The organism is Caulobacter sp. NIBR2454 (assembly GCF_027474405.1).
GTDB lineage: Bacteria > Pseudomonadota > Alphaproteobacteria > Caulobacterales > Caulobacteraceae > Caulobacter.
The window spans coordinates 3,406,862-3,429,646 of sequence record NZ_CP114871.1; the positions used below are offsets into that span (position 1 = coordinate 3,406,862).

Annotated in this window: 23 protein-coding genes; 5 read left to right on the plus strand and 18 right to left on the minus strand. The window is 62.0% G+C overall.

The genetic code is table 11. From position 1 onward, the window contains the following. Positions 1–723: a transglutaminase-like cysteine peptidase gene (locus O5K31_RS16500; RefSeq protein ID WP_269714841.1), complete on the minus strand. Its 723-nt coding sequence runs from the start codon at positions 721–723 to the stop codon at positions 1–3. On the opposite strand from O5K31_RS16500, the gene O5K31_RS16505 reads away from it, so the two are divergent. Both O5K31_RS16505 and O5K31_RS16510 read left to right on the plus strand, forming a co-directional pair. Next, positions 710–955, plus strand: coding sequence for a hypothetical protein (locus O5K31_RS16505; RefSeq protein ID WP_269714842.1), 246 nt, complete (start codon positions 710–712; stop codon positions 953–955). The two genes, O5K31_RS16500 and O5K31_RS16505, sit on opposite strands and share 14 nt — an antisense overlap. 131 nt (positions 956–1,086) lie before the next feature. Then, positions 1,087–1,659, plus strand: coding sequence for a polysaccharide biosynthesis/export family protein (locus O5K31_RS16510; protein WP_269714843.1), 573 nt, complete (start codon positions 1,087–1,089; stop codon positions 1,657–1,659). A 62-nt stretch (positions 1,660–1,721) separates the two neighbouring features. Here the strand turns inward: O5K31_RS16510 and O5K31_RS16515 are convergent, their stop codons facing one another. The 12 genes from O5K31_RS16515 to O5K31_RS16570 form a co-directional block, all read right to left on the minus strand. Beyond that, on the minus strand, positions 1,722–3,218 hold the full coding sequence (locus O5K31_RS16515) for a lipopolysaccharide biosynthesis protein (RefSeq protein WP_269714844.1): 1,497 nt from the start codon (positions 3,216–3,218) through the stop codon (positions 1,722–1,724). A 93-nt stretch (positions 3,219–3,311) separates the two neighbouring features. Continuing rightward, positions 3,312–4,484 (minus strand): acyltransferase family protein, encoded by a 1,173-nt coding sequence (locus O5K31_RS16520; protein WP_269714845.1) that lies wholly within the window; start codon positions 4,482–4,484, stop codon positions 3,312–3,314. A 48-nt stretch (positions 4,485–4,532) separates the two neighbouring features. Continuing rightward, positions 4,533–6,095: a hypothetical protein gene (locus tag O5K31_RS16525; protein ID WP_269714846.1), complete on the minus strand. Its 1,563-nt coding sequence runs from the start codon at positions 6,093–6,095 to the stop codon at positions 4,533–4,535. Further along, a complete protein-coding gene (locus O5K31_RS16530; protein WP_269714847.1) occupies positions 6,092–7,201 on the minus strand; it encodes a glycosyltransferase in 1,110 nt (369 codons plus the stop codon). Before O5K31_RS16530 ends, O5K31_RS16525 begins: the two co-directional genes overlap by 4 nt. 20 nt (positions 7,202–7,221) lie before the next feature. Continuing rightward, positions 7,222–8,283 carry an acyltransferase family protein gene (locus O5K31_RS16535; RefSeq protein WP_269714848.1) on the minus strand — a complete coding sequence of 354 codons (1,062 nt, stop codon included), beginning with the start codon at positions 8,281–8,283 and terminating at the stop codon, positions 7,222–7,224. Next, positions 8,276–9,406, minus strand: a complete 1,131-nt coding sequence (locus tag O5K31_RS16540; protein WP_269714849.1) for a glycosyltransferase family 4 protein — start codon at positions 9,404–9,406, stop codon at positions 8,276–8,278. The genes O5K31_RS16535 and O5K31_RS16540 overlap by 8 nt, the downstream gene beginning before the upstream one ends. A 59-nt stretch (positions 9,407–9,465) precedes the next feature. Continuing rightward, positions 9,466–10,626, minus strand: coding sequence for a glycosyltransferase (locus O5K31_RS16545; RefSeq protein WP_269714850.1), 1,161 nt, complete (start codon positions 10,624–10,626; stop codon positions 9,466–9,468). Continuing rightward, positions 10,623–11,825, minus strand: coding sequence for a glycosyltransferase (locus tag O5K31_RS16550; protein ID WP_269714851.1), 1,203 nt, complete (start codon positions 11,823–11,825; stop codon positions 10,623–10,625). The genes O5K31_RS16545 and O5K31_RS16550 overlap by 4 nt, the downstream gene beginning before the upstream one ends. Next, positions 11,822–12,943, minus strand: coding sequence for an acyltransferase family protein (locus O5K31_RS16555; protein ID WP_269714852.1), 1,122 nt, complete (start codon positions 12,941–12,943; stop codon positions 11,822–11,824). Before O5K31_RS16555 ends, O5K31_RS16550 begins: the two co-directional genes overlap by 4 nt. Positions 12,944–12,968: 25 nt before the next feature. Then, a complete protein-coding gene (locus tag O5K31_RS16560) occupies positions 12,969–14,270 on the minus strand; it encodes a UDP-glucose dehydrogenase family protein (protein WP_269714853.1) in 1,302 nt (433 codons plus the stop codon). A 108-nt stretch (positions 14,271–14,378) separates the two neighbouring features. Further along, the gene (locus O5K31_RS16565) at positions 14,379–15,386 is read right to left on the minus strand and encodes an NAD-dependent epimerase/dehydratase family protein (RefSeq protein ID WP_269714854.1); all 1,008 of its coding nucleotides are present in this window, start codon (positions 15,384–15,386) and stop codon (positions 14,379–14,381) included. Positions 15,387–15,435: 49 nt separating this feature from the next. After that, complete coding sequence (locus O5K31_RS16570) at positions 15,436–16,392, minus strand: UDP-glucuronic acid decarboxylase family protein (protein WP_269714855.1); 957 nt, start codon at positions 16,390–16,392, stop codon at positions 15,436–15,438. Positions 16,393–16,751: 359 nt separating this feature from the next. Here O5K31_RS16570 and O5K31_RS16575 point away from each other — a divergent pair, with 359 nt between their 5' ends. Continuing rightward, a complete protein-coding gene (locus O5K31_RS16575) occupies positions 16,752–17,063 on the plus strand; it encodes a hypothetical protein (protein WP_269714856.1) in 312 nt (103 codons plus the stop codon). Positions 17,064–17,197: 134 nt separating this feature from the next. On the opposite strand, the gene O5K31_RS16580 is transcribed toward O5K31_RS16575, so the two are convergent. After that, positions 17,198–17,320: a hypothetical protein gene (locus O5K31_RS16580; protein WP_269714857.1), complete on the minus strand. Its 123-nt coding sequence runs from the start codon at positions 17,318–17,320 to the stop codon at positions 17,198–17,200. Positions 17,321–17,701: 381 nt separating this feature from the next. Between O5K31_RS16580 and O5K31_RS16585 the strand changes: the two genes are divergently transcribed. Beyond that, on the plus strand, positions 17,702–17,935 hold the full coding sequence (locus O5K31_RS16585; protein ID WP_269714858.1) for a hypothetical protein: 234 nt from the start codon (positions 17,702–17,704) through the stop codon (positions 17,933–17,935). 12 nt (positions 17,936–17,947) lie between these two features. Continuing rightward, a complete protein-coding gene (locus O5K31_RS16590) occupies positions 17,948–18,511 on the plus strand; it encodes an SOS response-associated peptidase family protein (RefSeq protein WP_269714859.1) in 564 nt (187 codons plus the stop codon). A gap of 21 nt (positions 18,512–18,532) precedes the next feature. On the opposite strand, the gene O5K31_RS16595 is transcribed toward O5K31_RS16590, so the two are convergent. The 4 genes from O5K31_RS16595 to virB11 are packed head-to-tail and all read right to left on the minus strand — an operon-like array spanning position 18,533 to position 22,765. Further along, a complete protein-coding gene (locus tag O5K31_RS16595) occupies positions 18,533–19,549 on the minus strand; it encodes a relaxase/mobilization nuclease domain-containing protein (RefSeq protein WP_269714860.1) in 1,017 nt (338 codons plus the stop codon). Beyond that, positions 19,542–20,036 carry a hypothetical protein gene (locus O5K31_RS16600; RefSeq protein ID WP_269714861.1) on the minus strand — a complete coding sequence of 165 codons (495 nt, stop codon included), beginning with the start codon at positions 20,034–20,036 and terminating at the stop codon, positions 19,542–19,544. Before O5K31_RS16600 ends, O5K31_RS16595 begins: the two co-directional genes overlap by 8 nt. A 23-nt stretch (positions 20,037–20,059) precedes the next feature. Next, positions 20,060–21,748 (minus strand): type IV secretory system conjugative DNA transfer family protein, encoded by a 1,689-nt coding sequence (locus O5K31_RS16605; protein ID WP_269714862.1) that lies wholly within the window; start codon positions 21,746–21,748, stop codon positions 20,060–20,062. 42 nt (positions 21,749–21,790) lie between these two features. Next, positions 21,791–22,765 carry a P-type DNA transfer ATPase VirB11 gene (gene virB11 / locus O5K31_RS16610; protein ID WP_269714863.1) on the minus strand — a complete coding sequence of 325 codons (975 nt, stop codon included), beginning with the start codon at positions 22,763–22,765 and terminating at the stop codon, positions 21,791–21,793. Positions 22,766–22,785 lie beyond the last annotated feature (20 nt).

Here is a 22,785-nt window from a genome sequence, read left to right on the forward strand (position 1 = left end):
TTACCGCGCTGCGACGGACATCAAGCCGCCGCTGGCGCCCGTCGCAGGCAGGCCCCAGTTAAACGTCCCACCCGAGAATTGGCGCTCACGCCACGCGTAACCAACCTTCGCCCATGGCGCGATGAAGGAGGACAGGTTGTCGAGGACATACTCCCCCTGATCGGTGTCGACCAAAAGAACAGCATGGGTTTCGCCCCAAGGGGTCGTCACGACGGCGACAGACAGGGCGCTGGCCGGCACGCCGACGGCCATGAGGGCGCGACGCTTCTCCAGCACGTAGTCCTCACAGTCGCCGTAAGCTGCAGCGCCGCTAGAGATCGGCGCGGCCCAATAGTCCTCTTGACCGTAACCTTCAAGATCGGTGCGGCGGACCAGATCATGATTGATTTTGCGATTGATCTTATTCAATCGAGCCCAGAACTCAGCGTCTGCTTTAGGCTTCGACGTAACAGGCTTCGCAACAACCTCGATCGAAGCGATGTCTAACCGCTTCGCAGCGCGCTGGCGGTTTGCGGCCGCGAATACGCCAGCCCAATCGGTCTTTTCCGCAGCCAGTCGGATCGCAGCCGGCGCAGGGTCGGCGCTTCGCTTGAACACTTCGCTCCAGGCTACCTTCTGAGCTTCACGCTGGACCTGCAGGCTTTGCGAGCCCTCACCGCATTCTCCCTCGGCCCGCGCGCAATAATCCAGGTAGGCCGCAGGCGCTGGCGTGGCGATCGCCATCCGCATGCTGCTGCTCGCCTCGGGCATTGACGCACAAGCCGTCAGGAACGCCGCCGCGGCAATGATTGCCGAGCCACGAAATAAAGTAAATGACAGGTTCACCATTGCAAGCACCCGGTTTATGTTGGGCGAACAATGGATCGATCACTTTAAATCACGACTAAAATACAAGGTGTATGCAGAACTTACCTATCTTAACTGGGCAATAAACTCCATGGTTTATCTGAATTAGGGAAAATGTCCGTTAACTTTACTTATTGATGCTTAAGTAGCGATTCACCATTTGGGGGCGCCACATCCTGACCTATTCCGTCTCCGCCCGACCTGAGGTACGGATGAGGTCGCCAAACGATCGAGGTATCCATGCTCCGCCAAGCCCTGCGACTGCTTCTGACTGCCTGCGCCGCCATCTTTGTTTTGAGCTCGGCCCCATCAGCGTTTGCGCAAGGCGTCTCGCCCGCGGTGCAGCCTGTGGTGCCGGAGTACATTCTTGGCTCCGGCGACAAGCTGCGTGTGCTCACGTTTGGGGAGGAGCAGCTGACCGGTGAATTCTTCGTAGGGTCTGAGGGGAAGGTCGCTCTACCCCTCATTGGCGAGATCAAGGCCGGCGGATTGACTGTCCGCCAGTTCCAGGAAGGGATCGAGCTTGCGCTGAAGGAAGGCTACATCAAGGAGCCTCGGGTCAGCGTCGAGGTCCTGAATTACCGCCCATTCTTCATCCTAGGCGAAGTCAAATCGCCGGGAACGTATCCCTACACAAGCGGCCTTACGGTGCTGAACGCTGTGGCTACCGCGGAAGGTTTCACCTATCGAGCGGACACCAAGAAGGTGTTCATCAAGCGGGCAAACGAAACCGCTGAACATGCCTACCCGCTAACCACTACCACGCCGGTCGCCCCCGGGGACACGATCCGCGTCGGTGAGCGCTTCTTCTAGCGTTTCCGCGCACGTGGCTCGGCAGATTTTAACCGAGCAGCGCGGCAGCCAGTGCAACAACGCTAGTCCTGCAGCTTTATTGTGAACGAGCGTGGCAGCCGGCGGCGCACTCGACCCGGCAGCCGTTGGAGAACTTTCAGCATCTCCATCCCCAAGAACAGGCGGGGAGAGACCAGGATCGCGGCGCCGGCGGCGAGCGTGCCAGCGCCCGTCAAACCGATGAACTGTAGCCATGGCGAAAGCTCTCGCATGGCGAAGCTAAGCGGCAAACCTGCTGCCGCCAGCAAACAAGACAGCCAAAACCCGGACGCATGCGCGCGGACGAACTCGGACCATGAGGCGCCCGACACCTGGTTGGCTAGGCGCGCTGATAGAAAATAGAAAATGACGATGGCGAACGACACACCGGCAGCGACACCCGCTATGCCTAAACGTGCGCCGACAAAAGCTCCGGCCAGAACCAGCATACAATAAACGATCTGCCGAACCGCCGACTTCAGGACAGCTCCGGAGGCGACAGCGACGCTTTCCGTCACCTTGTAGGCGAACCGAGGAAAGAGACTAACGCCCAATATTGCGAGGGGCAGCCCCACCGCCACCCATTCATCGCCCAACACACTCACAACCATCGACTGAGCGCATAGGGACAGCATTACGCCGGCCGGCATCATCAAAGCCGCGCTTACCGACAAGGCCCGAAGGTAAGTCGCGCGTAGGCTGGCGAGATCTTCACGCTTTCGAGCCAGATCGGGAAATAGCGCCGTGGAGGCGGCCTGTCCCAGGGTGTTCACCGGGATGCTGAACAGGTTGAAGGCCCTGCCATAGACGCCAACCTCGGAAACGCCGAGGACCTTGCCCACCACGATGTTGTCGCCGCTCCTGGCGAAATAATTCGCGACGATCGACAGCATGAAGCTGCCGCTGAACTTGAAGACTTCGCCAAAGGCGGCAAGCGAGAACCCGGCGGCGATGGGGTGCCGCACCCTACTGTAGAGTAGGATAAGCGCCAGCAAGGCGTTGCCGACTTGGCCTGCCACTAGCGACCAGTAGCCGAAGCCCATGTAAGCTAGGCTGATGGAGATTAGGTAGTTGCCCAATACGAGCGATACACTGTCCACGAGGCTTTGGAACCGGAACTGCGTTCTCCGCTGGAGCAGGGCGCGGGAAGTCGACGAAGCGCCTTCCAGGAAGATGACGATCGCGATGGCGGGGATCGCTTGGGCAAGCTGGGGCGCATCAAAGAAGCCAGCCAATCCTGAGGAGGCCCCAGCGGTGGCAAGCGCCAGGATGAGCGCCATCGTGATCGAAGCACAGAAGGAGGCGCTGATGTGCGCGGGCGCGACATCCTTCAGTTGGATCAAAGCGCGCGAAAACCCCCCGCGAACGAGGTCGGCGGAAAGGTTGATGGACAGCAACGCCAAGCTGAACACCCCGTAGTCGTGAGGGGTGAGTAACCTCGCGAGAACCACAATTCCGGCTAGCCGGATGAACACAGCGAAGATTTGTCCCGCGGCCGACCAGCCCAGTGCGTTGAGGAGACTTTTGCGAGGAAGGGTCACGCTGCTCCCGTGCTCCGTTTAGCGATGCTTGGGCGTCTATCCATCGCGGCGGGCGGGCGCGCTTGCGGACCCGGCCTCACGGTCGAGTTTCCGTCAGTGCGAGCCATTTCGTCGCGACAGTCGCCCTCGCAGAAATGATATGACGCGTTGCGGCCACTCACGCTGCATGAATGGGCGTTCGACCAAAATGTAGAACATCAATCCTGCGATGAGTGCGGCGGGAATGAGAAGGGCGAACGAAAGCGCCCAGGCCTGCGCCAGCGACTCGAACACCACGACCTTCCTAATCACCGTGATGAGACCTTGCATCAAAGGCACGTGGATTAGGTATATTGAATAACAGGCACCGCCGATGAGCGTGATCCAAGAATTGGCCATCAAGCGGCTTGCGAAGCCGCCGCGCATCGCTCCCATGTAGAGAGACAGGATCGCAGCCACTCTCAGGACCGCGTTCGGGATGTAGAAGAAGGCGTCCCGGAAATGATGCTGGATGCTTCCGCTGATCAAGAGAAGCGCAAGGCCGATCCAGAAAAGCACGTCGTAGAATCGACGCTTTGGAAGGTCCGCGGGGCGAGTGGCTATGCTCCAATCGCAGATCACGACACCCAACAGGAAGCCGTAAGCCTCGGCCAGCAGGCTGTGACGTATAATGTCTGTTTCATCCGACCAATACTGGACGGCTCCGCCGATCAGGATCGTGCTTACGACAGCCAGCGCGCCGAACAGCAGGCGTGGCGTCCTTTGTCGGCAGAGCACATAGAGCCCGAACAGAAACGGAGCGATGAGATAAAACTGGACCTCCCGCTCCAGCGACCATGTAGGCGGATTGAGGCGCGGATGGCTGCCGAAGATGAAGCTGTGCAGATATACGAGGCTGGCAGCGAGGCTCTGCCATAGCGGCACGTCGGTGGCGTTGAACCCCGGAGCATCCGCAGGACGGAAGCCCGCGCTCAGCACCAGGAAGCAACCCACCATGACCAAGATGTACGGTGGCTCCAATCGGAGAAGTCGCCGCATATAGAACTGCTTCAGCCCCGGCCGAGCTCCCGACATGAAGGGATAGGCTATGATGTAGCCGCTGATGAAGAAGAACAGCGACACCCCGGCCCCGCCGTGTGGAAGCCAAGTCGAGAACACGTCCTCGGCTGGGGTCAGCCCGGGATAGGATCGTTCGCCGCGCAAACCGGCATGGTAGAAAAGCACCGGCGCTAAGGCCAGGAAGCGCAGGCCATCGATCTGCGGAATGTAGGACCCCGCCGCCGTCACGCGAGCGAATCGATTGGGTATCGAGGCTAGCCATCCCCGCGTCATAGCTCAGGTCACCGTCGCGCCGCGGCGCGCGCTGTGAGTGTACTGGAGCGTCAGAACCCCCATGAGCATCAGCAGCGGTATCAGCATCCCCACGTCACGCGTGACGTTCACAAGGTCCTTCGCGGTTCCGGTAAACTGAACGGAAAAATAGATAACCATCGGGAACACGATGGGCACCGCTCGATAGGCCTTGACGAACGTCACCACAAACCGATGGAAAAAGCCCATTAGCATCGAGACAAGCACCACGCCAAAGATGTGGAAATTCCAATAGGCCTCGACCGGACTGCTTACCGGAATCCCGAATAGCGCCCTTTGACCCGCGCGCGGCAGCGGGTCGTCCATCGCATGCCCCTCATAGGCGATCCACATGTTGTAGCTGTCCGCGGCGCGCGGCTTGTCGGGCCATGCGGCGCGCGGTATCCACGCTGCTAAGGCGTAGGCATAGGTCTTGCCCAAAAGCAGACCTTTCTCGTTTGCGGCCGCGAACGCGGCGAGATCACTCTCCTCGTTGTCTCGCCGCGCAGCCTCGGCGACCGTGCTCGTCAGCCACTCGCCTGCTCGCGAAGGATTGAGAACGGACCAGTCGACTGTCTGGCTGCCGTAACTTTGCCGCACAGCGCCGAACCCGCCCAGCACTGCATAAGCCGCCAAGAGCGCGCATAGGGCAGGAATAAAGGCGACTCTCCCAAGCTGCCGCCACCACAGCAGCACAATGGCCAAAGCCGGCACGATCGCGCCGCTGCGCGACCCCGTCGCAAGCAATGTTCCGGCAAGCGCCAGGAAGACACCGGCCAGGAACCAAGGATTGGCGAACGGGCGTCGCTCGTAAGCCTGCCAGATCGTAATGATCAGGGCGGAAAAGCTGATCACCTGCAAAACTGGACCGATGTCGGAGAAGAGGATCACGCGGCCGCCGCGCATGGCCACCAGATATCGCGATATCCCTCCCGACTGCTCGAACAGCCATAGGGCCACCAGGGTCGACAAGGCGATGACGCCCACGCAGACCGCCCCCACCCGCCGGCCGGGTCCAAAAGGTATGCGGGGCATGGGCACGCGGCGCCACGTGAAATAGGCCGCATAGTAAACCGCCAGCCCCAGGCAATAGAGCAGCGTCAATCCCAGGCGCGTGGCGTCCAGGTCAAAGGCGGACAGCCTAAGGCTGTCGGCACGGCTGGCCGTCTCGACACCCATGTAGACCATTGGGCTCTGGAACGGCGCCACAAGAGCCAAGGGGTTTTTGAACACCTCCTTGGCCACAAGGAAGATCGTGGGCAGGAAAAGCGGGCTGAGCCAACCCGCATCCCGTCGCACGAACAGGAAGGGAAGAGCGGTCAGGAACACCAGGAGCGTTTCTGCCAACACACGCGGCACTGCGAGCGCGCCCCAGGCCCCGTTCAAGCCGGTGCCGATGATCGGAAACAGCAGATGATAGAGGACTAGATAGATAACGATCCCCATGCGGAAAGGCGTGCCGAGGGGGAGGAACAGGTCATCCGAAACAGGCCGGCGCTGGGCGCTTGCATGACTGCGCCAGGCGGCATTGGGCGTTGTCGACCTCATGTTCCATGCCTTCCCGAAAGCTTCAGCGCGTCGTCATAGCGGTCAGCTATCGAGTTGATGCTGAAATCCAACGCGCGCCGCCGCCCGGCCTGCGCGTCGAACTCAGCGCCAAGAGCCGCAGCGATAGTTGAGGACAATGCCGCGGCGTCCCCCACGGGGCTTAGCCGGCCCAGACGTCCCTCTTCCAGAATCTCCCTAGGCCCGTGAGGACAATCGGTCGAAACGACGGGCAGGCCGATCCAGAGCGCCTCAACCACCACGTTGGCCAACCCTTCCCATAGCGAACTGAGCACAAACAGGTCGGCTCCCGCCATCCAGTCCAGCGGATTTTGCTGGAATCCCGCAAAATATACGGAGTGTGTCAGACCCAGGTCCGCCAAGATTCCATCCAGCCGATCACGGAGCTCGCCTTCTCCGAGGATCACCAACCCTACATCCCAGTGCCGGCGGACTTCGGCGAAAGCGGCAAGCAGCGTGGGATAGTCCTTCTGCTTTGTCAGTCGCCCGCTCGCGATCAAAATCTTTCGATGATGTTCATCGAACAGAGCGCGGAGGTCACGCGGCTGCGGCGCGGGAGCCGAAGGGTCGATGATGGGGTTCGGGATTACGGTGATGCCGTCCAGCGGCACGCCGAAGAACGTCGACGCGTCTTCCGCCACCCCAAGCGATATGGCGAAGTAATGATCAGCATGCCGGGCGCTCCTACGGTACAGGCGCATGAGCAGCCGCTCAGAAGAAGATGCGCTCTGATGCGCCACCACCGACGGCGTGTTCTGGAAGCACAGGACCACCTTCGCCTTCCACCCGTAGAGCCATCGCGAAAGCAGAGTGTAAAAGTCGAGGTGGAACAGGGCCGAGAAGACGATGTCGATCTGGCGCGCACGCACTTCACGGGCCAGAGGCCCCATGATCTTGCGCGCATTGCTCAAGCCTAGATTTACGATCTCAACGCTTGGATTGATCGCGGCCTCGTAGGCTCCGCCTGTTCGCAAAGTGAACACGGTGACGCGCCTTCCGCGCGCCGCAAGAGCGCTGGCCAGATTGGCGACTGCCCGTTCTGCTCCCCCGCTGCCCAGCGAAGGGACAATGAACGCAAGATGCGGCATTGGATTTCACTCACTCATTCTCAAAGAGGCTCCGCAGCGACATCGCCTGACCGCCGCGGCTCCACCCGTCGGCGGAGGAACGCGAGCATGGGCTGCTCGACAAGGCGATGTGAGATCACACCACCAATCAACGCCACGATCACGGACGTCGCGACGAAAGCCCAATCGGCTTGTCCAGGTGCGAACGGCCACAGAATCCCCACGCCCCCTACGGCGAAGGGGTGGCTGAGATAAAGGCTGTATGAACTTTCTCCCAACCAGTCCGCGAGGGGTTTTAGCAATCCGGAGAGCCGCTCACCCGCGCCCCAAATGGCTGAGGCCACAAGAAGCGCGGCGGGCACGCCCCAGGCGATCGCGCGCGGCGCTGCGATCACTTCATCCAGCACAAACTGGCCGGCCGCAGCCAAGCCCAGTCCGACGATCAACATCAAGGTCGAGGGCAGCCATCTGAAGCTTAGGTAGGCGTAGCCGATCAACACCCCAAAGGCGAACTCGATAATGATCGGGTTCGTCCAGAACTCGGGCGGAGCCGACTTGAATTCAACCTGCGCGCCAATGATCGCAAGAACGGCAAGCATTGAAACCAAGAGAAGGATGCTTTTTGCCCGAGACAGGAAAAGCGTTGCAGAAAACAACACGTAGAAGAACATTTCGTAGTTCAGCGTCCAGCCCAGGCTCAAGATCGGCGAGATCGCGCCATCCCAACGCCGAACTGGATAGAACAGGTAGGACCCGACCGCGCTTGCCGTGTCCCAACGCATCTTGTTGAGCTCTCCTGGCACTACGAAGAGCGCCGCGATCGCGAGCGTGGTGTAGAGCCAATAGAGCGGCACGACCCGTACGATGCGGCGGGTCAGAAACTCGCGGAAGCCGCCGGCGGCCCCGTATAGCTTTTCGGAGCTCACCACCATGATGAACCCGCTGATCACAAAGAAGATGTCCACGCCGGCGCCCCATGGAAACGCCGTCCGCGTGAACGTCTCACTCATCTGCTCGGCATTGGTCTGAGCATGACCGATCAGGACGCTGAGAGCCGCGACAGCGCGCAGCACCTGAATAGAGATCAACTTGTCTCTAGCCACGCCCACCCCCTAGACTTGCCGCCAAAGCGGCCAGAGCTTGGTAGCTCTCCGCGCGACGCGCGACGAGGGCGCTGGCTTCATACCGCGCCGCGGTCAGCCAATTGGCCTCTACCTCAGCGCACTTCTCCTCCATCGCGGACTTGACGAGATCTGAAATGGCGAGAGCCAACGCCTTGTGCCGCCCCGGCGGATGCAGACGTTTGGGGGGCAGAAGCTCAGGCGTTCCACCCGCCGTGCTGGCGACGGCCAGACACGCTCGCCCCAGCGCCTCAATCACCGCGCGGGGCAAGCCTTCCTGCAGACTAGGCTGCAGGTAGACATCCACGCCGTCCAGCCACGCGGCGACGGGCGCGCCGGCCGGCAAGACGCCGTCAAAGAACATGCGATCGGCCAGCCCGGCCCTCTCCGCCAGCCGCCGGAACGGTTCGGCGTCGCCTTCGCCAAGGATGCGGTAGGTGAAGGGCGGGAGCTCATCCTTCAAAGCCGAAAGAGCTGCGATGGCGTCATGCAGCCCCTTCATACGCGAATTCAAAGACCCGATCGTTCCAAAGACGAGAGGGGAGGAGTCCGCCATCAGGCTTGCGCGGCGGAGCGTCAACACCTCACGGTCCAACGGCTCCAGCACCACGTTCGAAGCGGTGAAGACACGACCGCGAGCCGGATAGCAGCGTTGCAGGAAACTTTCGGTGACATAGCGCGCCAACGGCGCGCCACCGACAGCGGCCTTTGTCCTCATCTCCAACACAGGCGCGTACGCGCGCGCGGCGATTGAACCGTGATGCCACAGGGCGTCCCAAGCGCTGGCCACGACTTCGACCAGGTAGGGCTTCTTCTGCGCGCTTGCAGCCGCGCAAGCGGCAAGGCCGATCTCGCTGGGAAGTCTGGCGATCACGCAGTCGGCTTCGCGCACATGGCGCTCAATCTCCTTATTGCCGAGTAGAACTTCGCCAAGTCTCGCCAACCCTCGCCTTCCGCCCAGGAAGACATGGCTCACCCCTGGGCCGGACGACAGCGAAAGGCGGCCCGGCGCTGAGCCCAGGGGTCCGCCTCGCCCGAGCACGACGACCTCGTCGAACACGTCCAGATGCTCCGCCCAGAGCCGGTAGGGATACTTGCCGCCCAAGGTGAACACGGCCCCGTCGGCGGCGATCTCAAACCGATGATCCATCGCAAACAGAAGCTTCATGCCAAGCCCTTCGCGTCGACGCCGCGAGTCAGGACTGCGTCGTAGATGTCGTCCAACCGTCCGACCATGGAGGCCACGCTCCAGGCTGAGAGATCGAGCGCCGATGTCGCCTCCCTAAACCGTTTGCTCTTCTCAGGGTCACAAAGGAGCGAGATCACCGGTTCAGCCATGGCCGAAACGTTGTCGATGGGCGTCAGAACGCCGGTGACGCCATGCTGGATTACGTCCTCCACGCCAGGCAGCGCGGTTGTCACGATGGGCACCCCACATAGGGCGTACTGAACCAGCACGCGCGGCAAGCCCTCGCGTTCAGAGGAAAGAACACAGACTTGTGCCGTCTTCATCCAGCGCTCGGGATCAGTTCGAAAGCCAAGCAAGGTTACGCGGCGCTCAAGTCCGAGCTCCCGTACGCGCGTCTCTAGCCTGTTCCGGTCATGCCCTTCGCCCAAGACAACGAAATGAGCGTTCGGGCATGCTACCGCGACCTCGGCGAACACCGCCAGAAACTCCCAAATCCTCTTGCGAGGTTCGAGCGCCGCGGCCATCACCACGAGTTGTTCGGATGAGCGTCCCTCAAGTTCTTCCGAGAGCTCGCGAAGGCTGAACGGCCTCGCACTCCCAAATCGAACGACATCCATTCCGCTCGGTACGACATGGTGCTTTCCAAGGCCAAGCCGGGCCTGTTCGCACGCAGCCCGCATTCCGCCGCTGACATTGACGAACGCAGCGGTGATCGGCGCGAGCGCATGCTCCAAAGCGAGGTACACTGCCCCGGCGAGAGGATTCACATTCAGGAAGGGCAGGATGTGGACGCCGTGAACGACGCCGCGTCGGCCATCCATCCAGGCGGCCAGCCGGCCAAGGATGCCCGCCTTGCTGGTGTGGGTATGGACGATGTCCGGAGCGAACCGATGCGTGATGCGCTTCAGCTCGAACAGCGCCTTCACGTCCCGGACCGGATGGATTTCGCGGACAAGGTTCGGCGCCGCTTCGACGCGCACTTCCGGATGCAATTGCGCCAACAAGTGGGGCGACACGTCGCGGCCATGGATCAGCATAACCTGGTGTCCCGCCGCCGCCTGTGCGTTGCAGCTCAGGAGCGTGTTCTCGTCCGCCCCGCCTCGAATAAAGCGCGTAATGACGTGGAGGACTTTCATCGCCCGGCTCCCGCGCCAAGCGCTTCAAGCAATGCGCCGTAGCCTTCCCGGGCCGCCGCGGCATCGAAACGTCGACGGGCGGCCTCACCTCGCGCATCTCTTTGCGCCAAGTCATCCATGCGCCCCGTATGGTGGGCGCACACAGCCTCCACCAACGCCGCATAGTCGCCCTGACGGACGACCGACGCAGCTCCATGCAGATCGGCCATTTCCTGGGCGGAGCTGACATCGAAACTCGCGAAAGGCGCGCCGATGCACATCGACTCGATGATGCATCGCGGCAGCCCTTCGCGTTCGGAAGCCAGAACGATCAGGTCGGCGGCGACGTACCATCGCCACGGATCTGGGCTGAAACCAACGAACTGGAGCCTTTCGCCCGCATCCAGTCGCCCGGCCGCTGCGACCGCTTGCGCCGCCGCGGGATTTTCCGTCGGGACGCAATCTCCGACGAAAATGATGCGGGCTTCAGGCGCCCGGGCCAGGATGGCCCCCGCAGCATGTTCGATGAACTCGGCCTGCCTTTTCTTTGGGTGAAAGCTCGCCACATAGGCGACAACATAGGCTTCCCGGGGCATCCCAAGAGCCTGCCGGACCATTTGCCTGTCGGCCTTTATGGCGTCGGGATGAGTACGGACGATGCTGTAGAGATGCCGCACCTTCCCGCTCCCGGACACGCCAAGAAGGCCACGCCAGTAGGCTTCCATATCCTGCGAAAGAACCAGGAAGAGATCGCAGAGTCGGTAGGCGAGGCGCCAACGAAGAGGCGCCGACTTGTATCGTGGAGGCAGGGCGTCCCGTACGTTCAAGACGATGGGAATCCCAGCGATCTTGGCGGCTCCGACTGAACTCCAGAAGCTGCGAGCATCGTTGGCGTGAAGTACGGCCACACGCTCCTTTTTCAACCGGCTCGCGAGGTGAAGGTTGGTCAGGACGCGTCCAAGCGCTCGGCCCAGCCGCCCGCCACTCTTTCCCTCCTGATGGAAGCTTCCCTCATTCATCCGGATGACGACGACATCACAACCAAAACCCCGCCAACAAGCGGAGAAGTCGCTTTCCAGATTGGTGAACACGAGCACGCGCTGGTCGCGCGCTCGCTCGGCGACCAGCTCGGAAATGCTGTTCAGCCCGCCGTCCGCCTGGGCCCCAGCCTGGAAGATGACGAAGGCGATCGGGCGGTCTGAAAGAGGCCCGGCCGTCATGTCGAGCGACCTTGGGGAGCGGGCCCGAAGTAACGATCAAAAACCCGATTCAGCAGGGCCTGCGCGGGCAATTCAACATAGCGGTACGCTAAAGCCGAAACGATAAGGATCAACCCGATATAGGCCACCACCAGGCCCTCGGCGAACCACCAGTGCCCAAGCCCGAACTTGCTCGCGCCTAGATCATAGATATTGCCGAACCCCAAACGGATGACGCTGTGGATCATGTAGATCGAATAGGAGTGAGCCCCCAGCCATTGGACCGCCGAGTGCTTCAAGAAGCGATCGATCAGGTCGTCACGCGTGGTCAGCCCCGACGCGAGGATGAAGCCGCCGAAGACAAAAGGCGCCACCATCGTGATCGGCTGATTGCCAGTCGGGAAGGACACAAGCGCCAAGGCGAAGGCGGCGAGGGCGTACTTGCTGATCTCCACCGCACGTGCGCTGACCCTCATTCGCTCTGCGGCGATCAGCCTTTGGACCAGGACGCCGATGGAGAAGCCGGCGATGCACCGGAAAATTCCAAAATCCGTTTCGACGCCGAGGTACTCACGGTTCGGAGACAACGCAAGGATGATCAGGCTGAGGATCGCCAAACCGCCAAATATGTAAGGTCTTAGAACACGCCTGCTCCCCGCCAGCACCGCGATGGCGAATACTACATAGGTATAGAATTCGACGCTAATGCTCCAACTTGGCCCATTCCAGGTCGCTCCGTCAGGGAAGAAACCCAATGCTTGAATCAGCAACAGATTGGCGACGAACGCTGTGAGGTTGTTGTCCTCAAAGGGCGCTTCTGTGGGGAAGCCCTTGAGATACGCGAAGTATTTCAGGACCTCGTAGGCCACCGACAGCAGCAAGGTCAGAAAATGCAGCGGATAGAGGCGGGCAAATCGCTTCGCCATGAAGCGGAGGGTCGAGTAGCCGCCGGCGATCTTGTCGTAGTAGTTCAGCGAAATCACAAAGCCTGAAAGAACGAAGAAGAAATCGACCCACAGGCTGGTATTCACGAACGGGGGTGAATGGGAGATCACCGATGGCCAGCGGATATGCCCCAGTGCGACGGACAGCGCCGCGATCCCCCTTATTCCATCCAGCGTCTCATACCTTTTGGCCATCGCCCCACCCCAGCGTCAGCTTGTCTCAGCTGCGGCCAACGCTCACATAGTTGAACCCGCGCGCCTTCATGTCGTCCGGCCGATAGATGTTACGCAGGTCGACCATGACCGGGGATTTCATCATCAGCTTCAAACGATCCAGATCGAGCGCGCGGAACTGATCCCATTCGGTGATCATGACGATCACGTCGGCACCTTCAGCCACTTCATATGGGCCATCCTTGAAGTTCACGTCCGCCAGCATGTATTTGGCCTCGTGCCCTTCAGGATCGTAGGCCTGGACGGTGGCGCCCATCGCTTGCAGAGCCGGGATAATGTCTAGGCTTGGCGCATCGCGCATATCGTCGGTATTGGGCTTGAATGTGAGACCAAGGACCCCGATCGTCTTGCCTTTAACGTCGCCGCCGACTGCCGCGGCGACCTTGCCGGCCATCGCCTTCTTGCGAGCGTCGTTGACCTGCACGGTGGCCTCAATCAGACGCGTCGGCGCGCCATAATCGGCCGCTGTTTTGACCAAGGCGATGGTGTCCTTGGGGAAGCATGAGCCGCCATAGCCTGGACCGGCATTGAGGAACTTGCGGCCGATGCGGCCATCGAGACCGATGCCCCGCGCAACCAGCTGCACGTCCGCGCCGACCTTTTCGCAAAGGTCCGCCATCTCGTTGATGAACGTGATCTTCATAGCGAGGAAGGCGTTGCCGGCGTACTTGATCAGCTCGCTAGTGCGGCGGCCCGTAAACAGGATCGGCGTCTCATTGAGGAACAGCGGGCGGTAGAGCTCGCGCATCGTCTCCTGGGCGCGCTGATCGTCCGTCCCCACCACCACGCGGTCGGGCCGCTTGAAATCCTCGATGGCTGCACCTTCACGTAGGAACTCGGGGTTTGAGACGACGGCGAATTGCGCGTCGGGGCGGACCTTCTTGATGATGGCTTCGACTTCGTCGCCAGTGCCGACTGGCACAGTCGATTTGGTGACGATGACGGTAAAGCCATCGATCAAGCCGGCGATCTCTTCCGCGGCGGCATAGACGTAGGACAGGTCGGCGTGACCGTCGCCGCGGCGGGTCGGCGTACCAACCGCGATGAATACCGCGTCCGCTTCCTTGATGGCCTGGGCGCCTTCGAGCGTGAAGAACAGGCGGCCTTCCTTGACGTTGCGGGCGACAAGTTCGTCCAGCCCCGGCTCGAAGATCGGGATTTCGCCCTTCTCCAGCCGCTCGATTTTGGACGGGTCCTTGTCAATGCAAGTCACCACATGGCCAAAATCGGCGAAACAGGCGCCCGACACCAAACCCACATAGCCGGTGCCGATCATTGCAACGCGCATCAGTCTATCCCAATCTGATCCAAGTTTCCGGGTCTCTACCGCATTGCAGCAAGACACCAGCCAAGAATTCCTACGCTCGACGCAAACTATTGGACGAACGCCGCTATATTAGCCGTAGAAGCCGCGATACCATTCCACGAAGCGCGGAAGACCGACCTCAATAGGAACCTCGGGCGTGTAACCTGTGATGTCCTTCAGTTTCGAGACATCGGCGAAGGTTCGACTCACATCGCCTGGCTGCATGGGCTTATAGACCTTTACCGCTTCGCGGCCGATCGCTTTCTCCAGGGTGGAGATCATGTCCATGAGCCCCTCCGGGCGGCCGCCACCGATGTTGAGAATCCGGTTTTCGCCGACGGGCGGCGCGTGATCGAGTGCGGCGACAACGCCGGTGACGATGTCGTCAATATAGGTGAAGTCGCGCGACATCTCGCCTTGGCCGAACACCTCGATCGGCTCGCCGGCGAAGATTTTTTTCGTGAACGAGAAATAGGCCATATCGGGCCGACCCATCGGCCCATAGACGGTGAAGAACCGAAGGCCCGTTTGAGCCAACCTATAGAGCCGCCCATAAGAATAGCTCATCAACTCACCGCTGCGCTTAGTGGCGGCGTAGAGCGAGACCGGCTCAACAGCTGCGTCGCTCTCCTTGAACCCCTCGCCGCTTTGCGGGCGATCCCCATAGACTGAGCTGGAAGATGCGTAGACCAAATGTTCAACGCCGTTGTGGCGGCAGGCTTCCAGAACAGACAGGTGGCCAGCCAGATTAGAACGTTCATAAGCGAACGGATTTTCAAGGCTGTAGCGCACCCCCGCTTGTGCGGCGAGATGGACGATCCGCTTGGCGCCGCTCGCCTTGACGAGAGCGGCGAAGCCGCTGACGTCAGCAATGTCCATCCGAGCCATGCGGAAGCGATCTTGAGCTTCGAGCTTGGCCGCACGTGCAGCCTTAAGGGCGGGGTCGTAATAGTCATTGAAGACGTCTACGCCGATGACTGTTTCACCCCGATCAAGCAAACGCTGAGCGGTATACATGCCGACAAAGCCGGCGGCGCCTGTCACGATGACGGTCAATTCGGCTCTCCTATGACGTTGCGTTTTCGCCTTGTCTCTCATCCAAGGCCCCTGCGACGTCCGTCAGAAGCTTGAACGAGAATTGCTTCGCTTAAGCTGCGGCGTCCTCGGCCAGCAGCGCGTCAAAATAGGCGATAGTCTTGGTCAGGCCCGCTTCCAGATGGACCGTGGGCTCCCAGTCGAGCAGCGCGCGCGCCTTGTCGATATTAGGCTGTCGCTGGCGCGGATCGTCGGAGGGAAGCGGCTTGTAGACCAGCTTGGAGGACGAGCCGGTCAGGGCGATGACCTTCTCGGCCAGGGCCTTGATGGTGAATTCGCCTGGATTGCCCAGGTTGATCGGGCCGGTGACGTCGTCATCCGTTCCCATCAGGCGCAGGAAGCCTTCGACCAAGTCATCCACATAGCAGAACGAACGCGTCTGATCGCCGTCGCCATAGAGGGTGATGTCCTGGCCCTTGAGCGCCTGGACGATGAAGTTGGAGACCACCCGCCCGTCATTGGGATGCATGCGCGGGCCATAGGTGTTGAAGATTCTCGCCACCTTGATGCGCAGCTTGTGCTGGCGGTGATAGTCGAAGAACAGGGTCTCGGCGCACCGCTTGCCCTCGTCGTAGCAGGATCGGATGCCGATGGGGTTCACATTGCCCCAGTACTCCTCCGGCTGCGGATGCACCGTCGGGTCGCCATAGACCTCGCTGGTGGAGGCCTGGAAGATTTTGGCCCGCCGGCGCTTGGCCAGGCCCAGCATGTTGATGGCCCCGTGGACGGACGTCTTGGTCGTCTGCACTGGGTCGTGCTGGTAGTGGATCGGGCTGGCCGGGCAGGCCAGATTGTAGATCTCGTCGACCTCCACGAAGAGCGGGAAGGTCACATCGTGGCGCAGGAGTTCGAAGTCGGGGTTGTCCAGCAGGTGGGCCACATTGCGCCGCGAGCCGGTGTAGTAGTTGTCCAGGCACAGAACCTCGTGTCCCGCGTCCAGCAACCGCTCGCACAGGTGCGAGCCGATGAACCCCGCGCCTCCCGTGACCAAAACCCGCTTGTTGTTCATGACGTCACCCCTAGGTGGCAACGACCTCTGCGATTGCCGGCGAGATGTCAATCAAATGCCGACATGCCCTTCAATCCGCCTCAACTCAGCGGCGAAACTGTGCCGGTATAACGGGTCCGCCTGCTTCTGATGTCCATATGTCGGCATCTGCAGAGTAACTAAAATTATGTCGCCCTCGAAAGGCGGGTGCGTCGATGCACCATGTGCCCACCCCTTGCGGGGCAACGGACGGCTCTACACTAAGGGCGGCGATCACAGCCCATGGCGGCAGCGAGTCACACTCAAATGAGAACATTTCAAGAACAAATAGCTCGACTCCGCCAACTGTCTGGCTAGAGGATGGCGCTTCGGAGGTCTTCATGTCGTCGTCCCAAACGCCCGCCAGGCTACGGCGGCCGGTCGAACCCCAATGCCTGATGTGCGGATTCGACCCGAGCTTGAGCTATGCTATCGGGCTAGATCGCCATCTGCGGGCGCGCTGCCGCTGCAAGCTTGTGGTGGTGGTCAACACTGATCGTTGGGTGGCCGAGGGGTTGATCGGCCAGCGCCTCAGCAAGTTCAGTGATCGTCTGCGGTGTCAGTGCGGCGCGCGATCGGTGGCCTTGGAGGTTTGGTCTGGGCCACCCGACCCTGAGACCCTGGCCGGCGGCGGCATCTATTGCTTTCGGTGACCCATGGGATTTTGGAAGGTGAACCCTCAGCCCCCCGACCTTTGGCCTGCGGGACCGGCGATGGCCAAGGCGCCGCCGCGCGGTTGGCTTTCGCTCAATGACAAGCTGGCGCGCGACGATTCCCTGGCGGGCTATCAGGCCCGCAAACAGGCGGTGCGCGCCAGCTGCCACCAGCGCGGCTGCAAGCGAAGCTGCTGGATCGACATCGACTTTTTGGTCAGTCGGCGCATGGGCGCGATGGCGATGAGCGAGTTCAAGCGCCTGCTCAAATGCCAGGTCGTATGCGGCTGCGGGTTAGATTCGCGAGGAGCCGAAGGATGTCGGCCTGCCCTTAAGTGTTCTTGCCCAGGCTGGCGCCAGTGTGACGATCAAAATCAGTTGTCGCGTGTGCGACCACGCCAAGACGGTCGCGCCCGCGGCGATGATCGCACGCTTGAGGGCCGACAAGCTGGGCGATGGATCGATCCGGCACACCGCTCATTTGAGCAAACTCAAAAAGCCTTGTCCCAAGTGCTCGAAAGTTTCGTGGGCGCTGGAGTTCCAATGGCTCGACCCGCGAAGGCCCACACCCGGTCCCGGCGCCAAGGAATACGACCGCCGCATGCGGTCATGACAGTTCCATTCAGGAGTTGAACGACGTGCCTGACACCAGGATCGCCGAGCTGACCAAGGTCTTTGGCAACGAAGGCCAACTGCTCTTTTATACGACGCTCCGGTACGCCGGTGGGCGGGCGCGTTGCGATTTCATAAAGGTCGAGCTCGTGCCGGCATTCGAGGGCGAGGCGGCATGGTTTGAACTGGAGCGGTTCAAGCAAACCGGCTGGACCATGTGGCGCGCCATCCGCCAGGTGGACCGGCCAGCTTGGGCCTAATAGGTTCAGCGCATGTGCAATGAGATCAAGCGCAAGAAGGACACGCACCAGCTGACTGGCGAATATGGCCAGCTGGACTTGAGCGTCCGATGGGCGCAAGCGCACGCGGCCACCAACCGCCACCCAGACACCTCCATCAAGATCACCGACCGCACGGAGATTGTCAGGCCGTCCGCGAGCGGCGGCGAACTGCAGGTCCTGCCCTGGTCGTGGAAGAGCCCTGGGTACGGCGCGCCGGTGTTTAATTTCCGCTCCGAAGGACGCAGCTTTCCCAAAGACGGCCGTTGCCTGGTGCCGGCCACGCATTTCTACGAGTTTGGGGAGGGCAAGTCGCCCAAGCCGAAGTTTGACTTCAGCGCGGTCGAAGACGCGCCTTTCGCCATAGCTGGCATCGTGCGCCACGATGCCTTCACCCTTTTAACCTGCGAGCCTGGGCCTGATGTGGCACCCTATCACAAGCGTCAGGTGGTGCTGCTTTTCGGGCGGCAAATGGTCGATTGGCTCGCGGGCGCTCAGGAGGCGGACCTTCTGTCACCCACACCGGCCGGCCGTCTCCAAGTGGAGCAGGTCCGCTAGAGGCTCCAAGGCGCCGCGGGCCTATCGATCGCGCTCAGGGGCGCCAATCCTGCGCTCGCGGTCGCTTAGCCGCTCGAGCGCTCTGCGCCGATCATAGTCCCGCGCTTGCTCGACCAGCAGCTCACGGCGCGTGCGCACCGGCGCCATGTCCTGGACGAACCGCCGAAGGTCGTGGGCTAGATCTTGATCACCAGCCTCATTCATCGCCTCCAGGTGATCGGCCAGGGCCAGATACCCTTCCCGGGTCTTGCGTTGCCGCTCGGCGATCGCCCGCTCCCAGGGACGATCGCCAACATCAAACCCACGAGCGATGTCCAAAGCTTCGCGATGATCCTCCGCGACAAACCGGATGGGCCCGCCCCGGCCATCACGATAGTCGTCCATCGCATGACGCACCTTCGGATTCAGCGGTTTGATGACTACGCCTCTCACCCAGCGAGGAGCTCCATCCGCCTCCAGACCCGCGTCGCGTAGTTTTGCGGCGAAGACTTCCGGCCAGCGGTAGAGGTCGGCGATTTTGGAAGGATGATGCCGTGCGTCATCGCTCTCTGCTCGGACCGCTAGATGGACGTGGGGATGCGGACGGTCCAAGTGCAAAACTGTCAGAAAATCATTCTGACTGAACTCGCTGGCCGCGAAGGATCGCGCGGCCATCTCCACGGGTTCGGCGGGCGTGCCGGGCGGCATGGACAGAACCATGGTGTAGGCAAGGGCGACGCCGCCCCGATAACGAACCTGATCCAAGGCCCAGTCATCGGCCCGCTCGACGATCCGCTCACGACCGATCAGGCGCTCTCCGTCGCGCCCGCGCAGGGCAAGCTCGCCGTGACGGCTGATGTAGAGCAGGTGATTTTGCAAGGCGCCGTGAGACTTGGGCCGAGCCATATTGGTGACCATGGCCAGCGGCGGCCGTGAGACAAGGCGTCGAAGCTCGACACGTATAGAACCGGCATCGAAGAGGCCTTTGGTGTAACGCCGCGGCTCATTGATCTGGCGCCAAAGATCTTCAAAGCCACGCACATTGGCCAGCTCAGCCATCGGCGGGGCTCCAGTATAGAAGGTTACCCACCAGGGCTGCCCGCAGGGCTTCCAATTGGCGCCGAGCCTGCGCCCAGCACGCGAGAATCTCGCCGATAGCTTGAGCGTCGGCGCCATCGGCCTCAGCCACATCGACGGCCCGCCGAAGCACATAACCGATGCGCTGAAGCTCGACCCGCACGCTGCTGTTGGCCGCCGCCTCCTCCCAGGAAAACTGCGGCGCGCGTTCAAGCCGGGCGCGAACCACCGCTCGCACCCACGCGCCCTTACTCATCGCCGTGGTCCGACGCTCCTGATCGATCTTCGTCATCTCAGCGCGCGAGAAAGGTACGTTGATCGCCGCCTCACCTCGCAAGGGCTCAGCCAAGATCTGCTTTCGGCCAGTGAGAGGGGCCATCAGCATGGCGCGCTCGATGACGGCGGATGGCCCGCCCAGTTCAGTCGCCAACGCTTCGAACCGCTGCGCCAGGTCAGGCGCGAGCGCCAACGTGATGAGAACCTTCTCGCCCCTCACCGTTCAAGCTCGCGATCGTGGCTGGCGAAGAGATCGTCCGACTGAGCGGCGGCGAGGGGGCTGACCTCGTCGCGCGCGGCGGGCGTACAATCGCGAAGATCGATAGCCTGCGATGGCCTGGGGGCAGGCCGCCATAGCTTTTGAAAGCGGCGGTCGCGGTACCAGACAAGCTTAGAGGCCAGGGTCGGCGGGGCGCCGGTGCGGATGATCACGGCCCTGTCGGCGGGCAGCATCATCAGCTCTTGGGGCAAAAGCAGACGACGTCGCTGAGTTGACTGACTGACGCTTCGTTTTGCCGCCGACATCCCCTCGGCGCGGCTACGCGACAGAGCGCTGTAGTCGTAGTCGCCTAGCCGTTCGCTGAGCTCGCGCGCGTCCTGAAGCTCCTTTGGCGCGAAGATCAGTTCGGCGCCGCAGTTGGCCATGATTTCGCGCGCTCCATCGGGGCCATAGAGATGGCGAAGTTGGGCGGGGGTCTGGATGACCGCGGCCAGGCGAACCCCGTAGCCCGCCAGATAGGAAAAGGAATCGGCCAGGGCCTGGGCGCGGCCGAGCCGAGCAAACTCGTCGAGAAGGACCAAAAGCTGGCGAGGGTCGCCCGGCGGTGGAAGCTGGCGCGCGCTGTGCTCGACGATCTGCTGCATCAGCAAACCGTAGAGGGGTGCCACCAGATCAAGGTCGCTCGGCCCCGCCGCCAGATAGATGGTGACCGATCGCGTGCGCAGGGAAGACAGCTCAAAGTCGCTGCGCGAGGTGGCCAAATCCACTTCGGGGCTCAGCCAAAGCGACAGGCGCGAGGTGACGGTCTGGCGGATGCCGGCGAAGGTGTTGTCGGCGCTGTCGGCCACATCCTGCAACAGACTGACGCAAAGCGGGGTCAGGGAGCCTGGGCCCGCGCTGCGGGCTTGCAAGATCGCGATCAGCCGCTGACGAAGATCGGCGATGGTCAGCTCGCGGGTGATCGCGCCGAGCGTGAAGTCGCGATGGCTGTTGGGACTTTGGGCGATGAACATGCCCACGGCCACAAAGGCGTTTCTGGCTGCGCCCACCCAAAAGAAATCGCCCTTGGCCTGGTCTGGAAAGAGCAGGATCGCGATCTTCTTGAGCTCACGCAGACAGATCGACTGCTGGTCACGGGGGATGTGACCCAGCGGGTTATAGCGCGCGGTGCGGCCCTCCTTGGCGAAGGGATCAAAGAAGAAGACCTGCTGGCCCATCTCAGCACGGCGCCCAGCGGTGGCGGCATGGTTCTCGGCCTTGATGTCCAGCACCACGGCTGAGTAAGGCCAGGTCAGCAGGGTCGGAATGACAAAGCCCGCCCCCTTGCCCGAGCGGGTCGGCGCATAGACCAGCACATGTTCTTCACCGCCAAAGCGCAGCAACCGTCCGCTCTTATGTCCAAGAACAAGGCCTGCGGCTGCGCGCAGGCCGGCCCGCCGGATCTCGCCTTGCCCCGCCCACCGCGCCGCGCCGCGCCGTGTTGAGGGCGACGAGCGCCGGTCGCCAGTTTTGCGATAAGACCCAGGATCAGTAGGCCCGAGCTGGCCGCGCCGATGGCCATCCAGCGACCGACAAGGGGATCGTGGCGAAAATACCAAAACCAGCCTGGAGCCTGTTTGATCGCCAAATCCGCGCTCAAGCGATCCAGGCCCGCCAATGCGACCAGGGCTGACAGACTGACCCACACTGCCAGAAGGGCCCCAACCGCGACGACGGCGGCGGCGGCCCTAAGCGGCCAAGGCGCGGCTGCGATCGGGCTCATGCCAGACCTCGCTCATGCGAAAGCCCCCGCTGTCGCGTTTGAGTTGGACGACGATATCGACCATGGCGCGCAGCAGGCCGCGCACGTCCTGGCCCGACAGGCCCCTGCCCGCCTCATTGAGCTTGATCATCAAGGCCAATTGCTCGAAGGCCAGGCGCGGGCTGTCGGCATGTAGGGTCGTAATGGATCCAGGATGTCCGGAGTTGACGCTTCGCACATAGGAGAAGGCCTCGCCGCCGCGCAGCTCGGCCAGCAAGATGCGGTCTGGGCGCATGCGCAGGGCCGCTTCCAGAAGATCGCCAGGACCCAGACGCGCTCGTGACTGGCCGTCACGCGCATAGGTCAGATGCACACAGTTGCGATGCGGACAGTCGAGCTCGCGGGCGTCCTCGATCGTCACAAGCCGCTCGTGCAAGGGGATCAGCTGGATCATGCTGCGCGCCAGGCTGGTCTTGCCCGAGCCCGTGGCCCCGGAGATGAGGATGTTGCGCCGGCTGGTCACCGCCAGCCTGAAAAATCCTGGCCAATCGCCACGTTCGCGCAAGGCTACGAGCTGAGCGTCGACGGGGTCGGGCCCCGCCGACCGAACGGCGCTGAAAAGCCCCATGGACTGGAGGGCGTCTAGATCGTGGACGCGGGCCTGCGGGCGGCGGATCGTCAGGCACGGGGTCGGGGCCAAGGGGGGCAGGACGATCTGGCAACGCTCGCCACCGGGCAAGGTCGTGGCGCATAGCGGCGCTGAGGGTCCGACATCCTGGCCGGTGAAGGCCGCGGCGGCCCGGGCCAGGGTGGCTAGCCAGGCCGGGGTGAGGCGATCGTCGGCGACCCAGGTCCATCCCTGCAGGGTTTCGATCCCAAGTTCTTGCGGCCTGTTGATCACCAGCTCCATGACGCCGTCGCGGTTCAGATGAGGCGCCAGCGGCTCAAGGTGATGACGCAAGATGGAGAGGTCCGGTCCCA

Excerpts from the sequence above, each read along its gene's own strand:
- O5K31_RS16510 (WP_269714843.1), top strand. The coding sequence starts at position 1,087 with ATGCTCCGCCAAGCCCTGCGACTGCTTCTGACTGCCTGCGCCGCCATC.
- O5K31_RS16595 (WP_269714860.1), bottom strand. The coding sequence starts at position 19,549 with ATGGCTGAGCTGGCCAATGTGCGTGGCTTTGAAGATCTTTGGCGCCAG.
- O5K31_RS16500 (WP_269714841.1), bottom strand. The coding sequence starts at position 723 with ATGGCGATCGCCACGCCAGCGCCTGCGGCCTACCTGGATTATTGCGCG.
- O5K31_RS16575 (WP_269714856.1), top strand. The coding sequence starts at position 16,752 with ATGTCGTCGTCCCAAACGCCCGCCAGGCTACGGCGGCCGGTCGAACCC.
- O5K31_RS16530 (WP_269714847.1), bottom strand. The coding sequence starts at position 7,201 with ATGCCGCATCTTGCGTTCATTGTCCCTTCGCTGGGCAGCGGGGGAGCA.
- O5K31_RS16560 (WP_269714853.1), bottom strand. The coding sequence starts at position 14,270 with ATGCGCGTTGCAATGATCGGCACCGGCTATGTGGGTTTGGTGTCGGGC.
- O5K31_RS16570 (WP_269714855.1), bottom strand. The coding sequence starts at position 16,392 with ATGAACAACAAGCGGGTTTTGGTCACGGGAGGCGCGGGGTTCATCGGC.
- O5K31_RS16525 (WP_269714846.1), bottom strand. The coding sequence starts at position 6,095 with ATGAGGTCGACAACGCCCAATGCCGCCTGGCGCAGTCATGCAAGCGCC.
- O5K31_RS16545 (WP_269714850.1), bottom strand. The coding sequence starts at position 10,626 with ATGAAAGTCCTCCACGTCATTACGCGCTTTATTCGAGGCGGGGCGGAC.
- O5K31_RS16590 (WP_269714859.1), top strand. The coding sequence starts at position 17,948 with ATGTGCAATGAGATCAAGCGCAAGAAGGACACGCACCAGCTGACTGGC.
- O5K31_RS16555 (WP_269714852.1), bottom strand. The coding sequence starts at position 12,943 with ATGGCCAAAAGGTATGAGACGCTGGATGGAATAAGGGGGATCGCGGCG.
- O5K31_RS16565 (WP_269714854.1), bottom strand. The coding sequence starts at position 15,386 with ATGAGAGACAAGGCGAAAACGCAACGTCATAGGAGAGCCGAATTGACC.
- O5K31_RS16550 (WP_269714851.1), bottom strand. The coding sequence starts at position 11,825 with ATGACGGCCGGGCCTCTTTCAGACCGCCCGATCGCCTTCGTCATCTTC.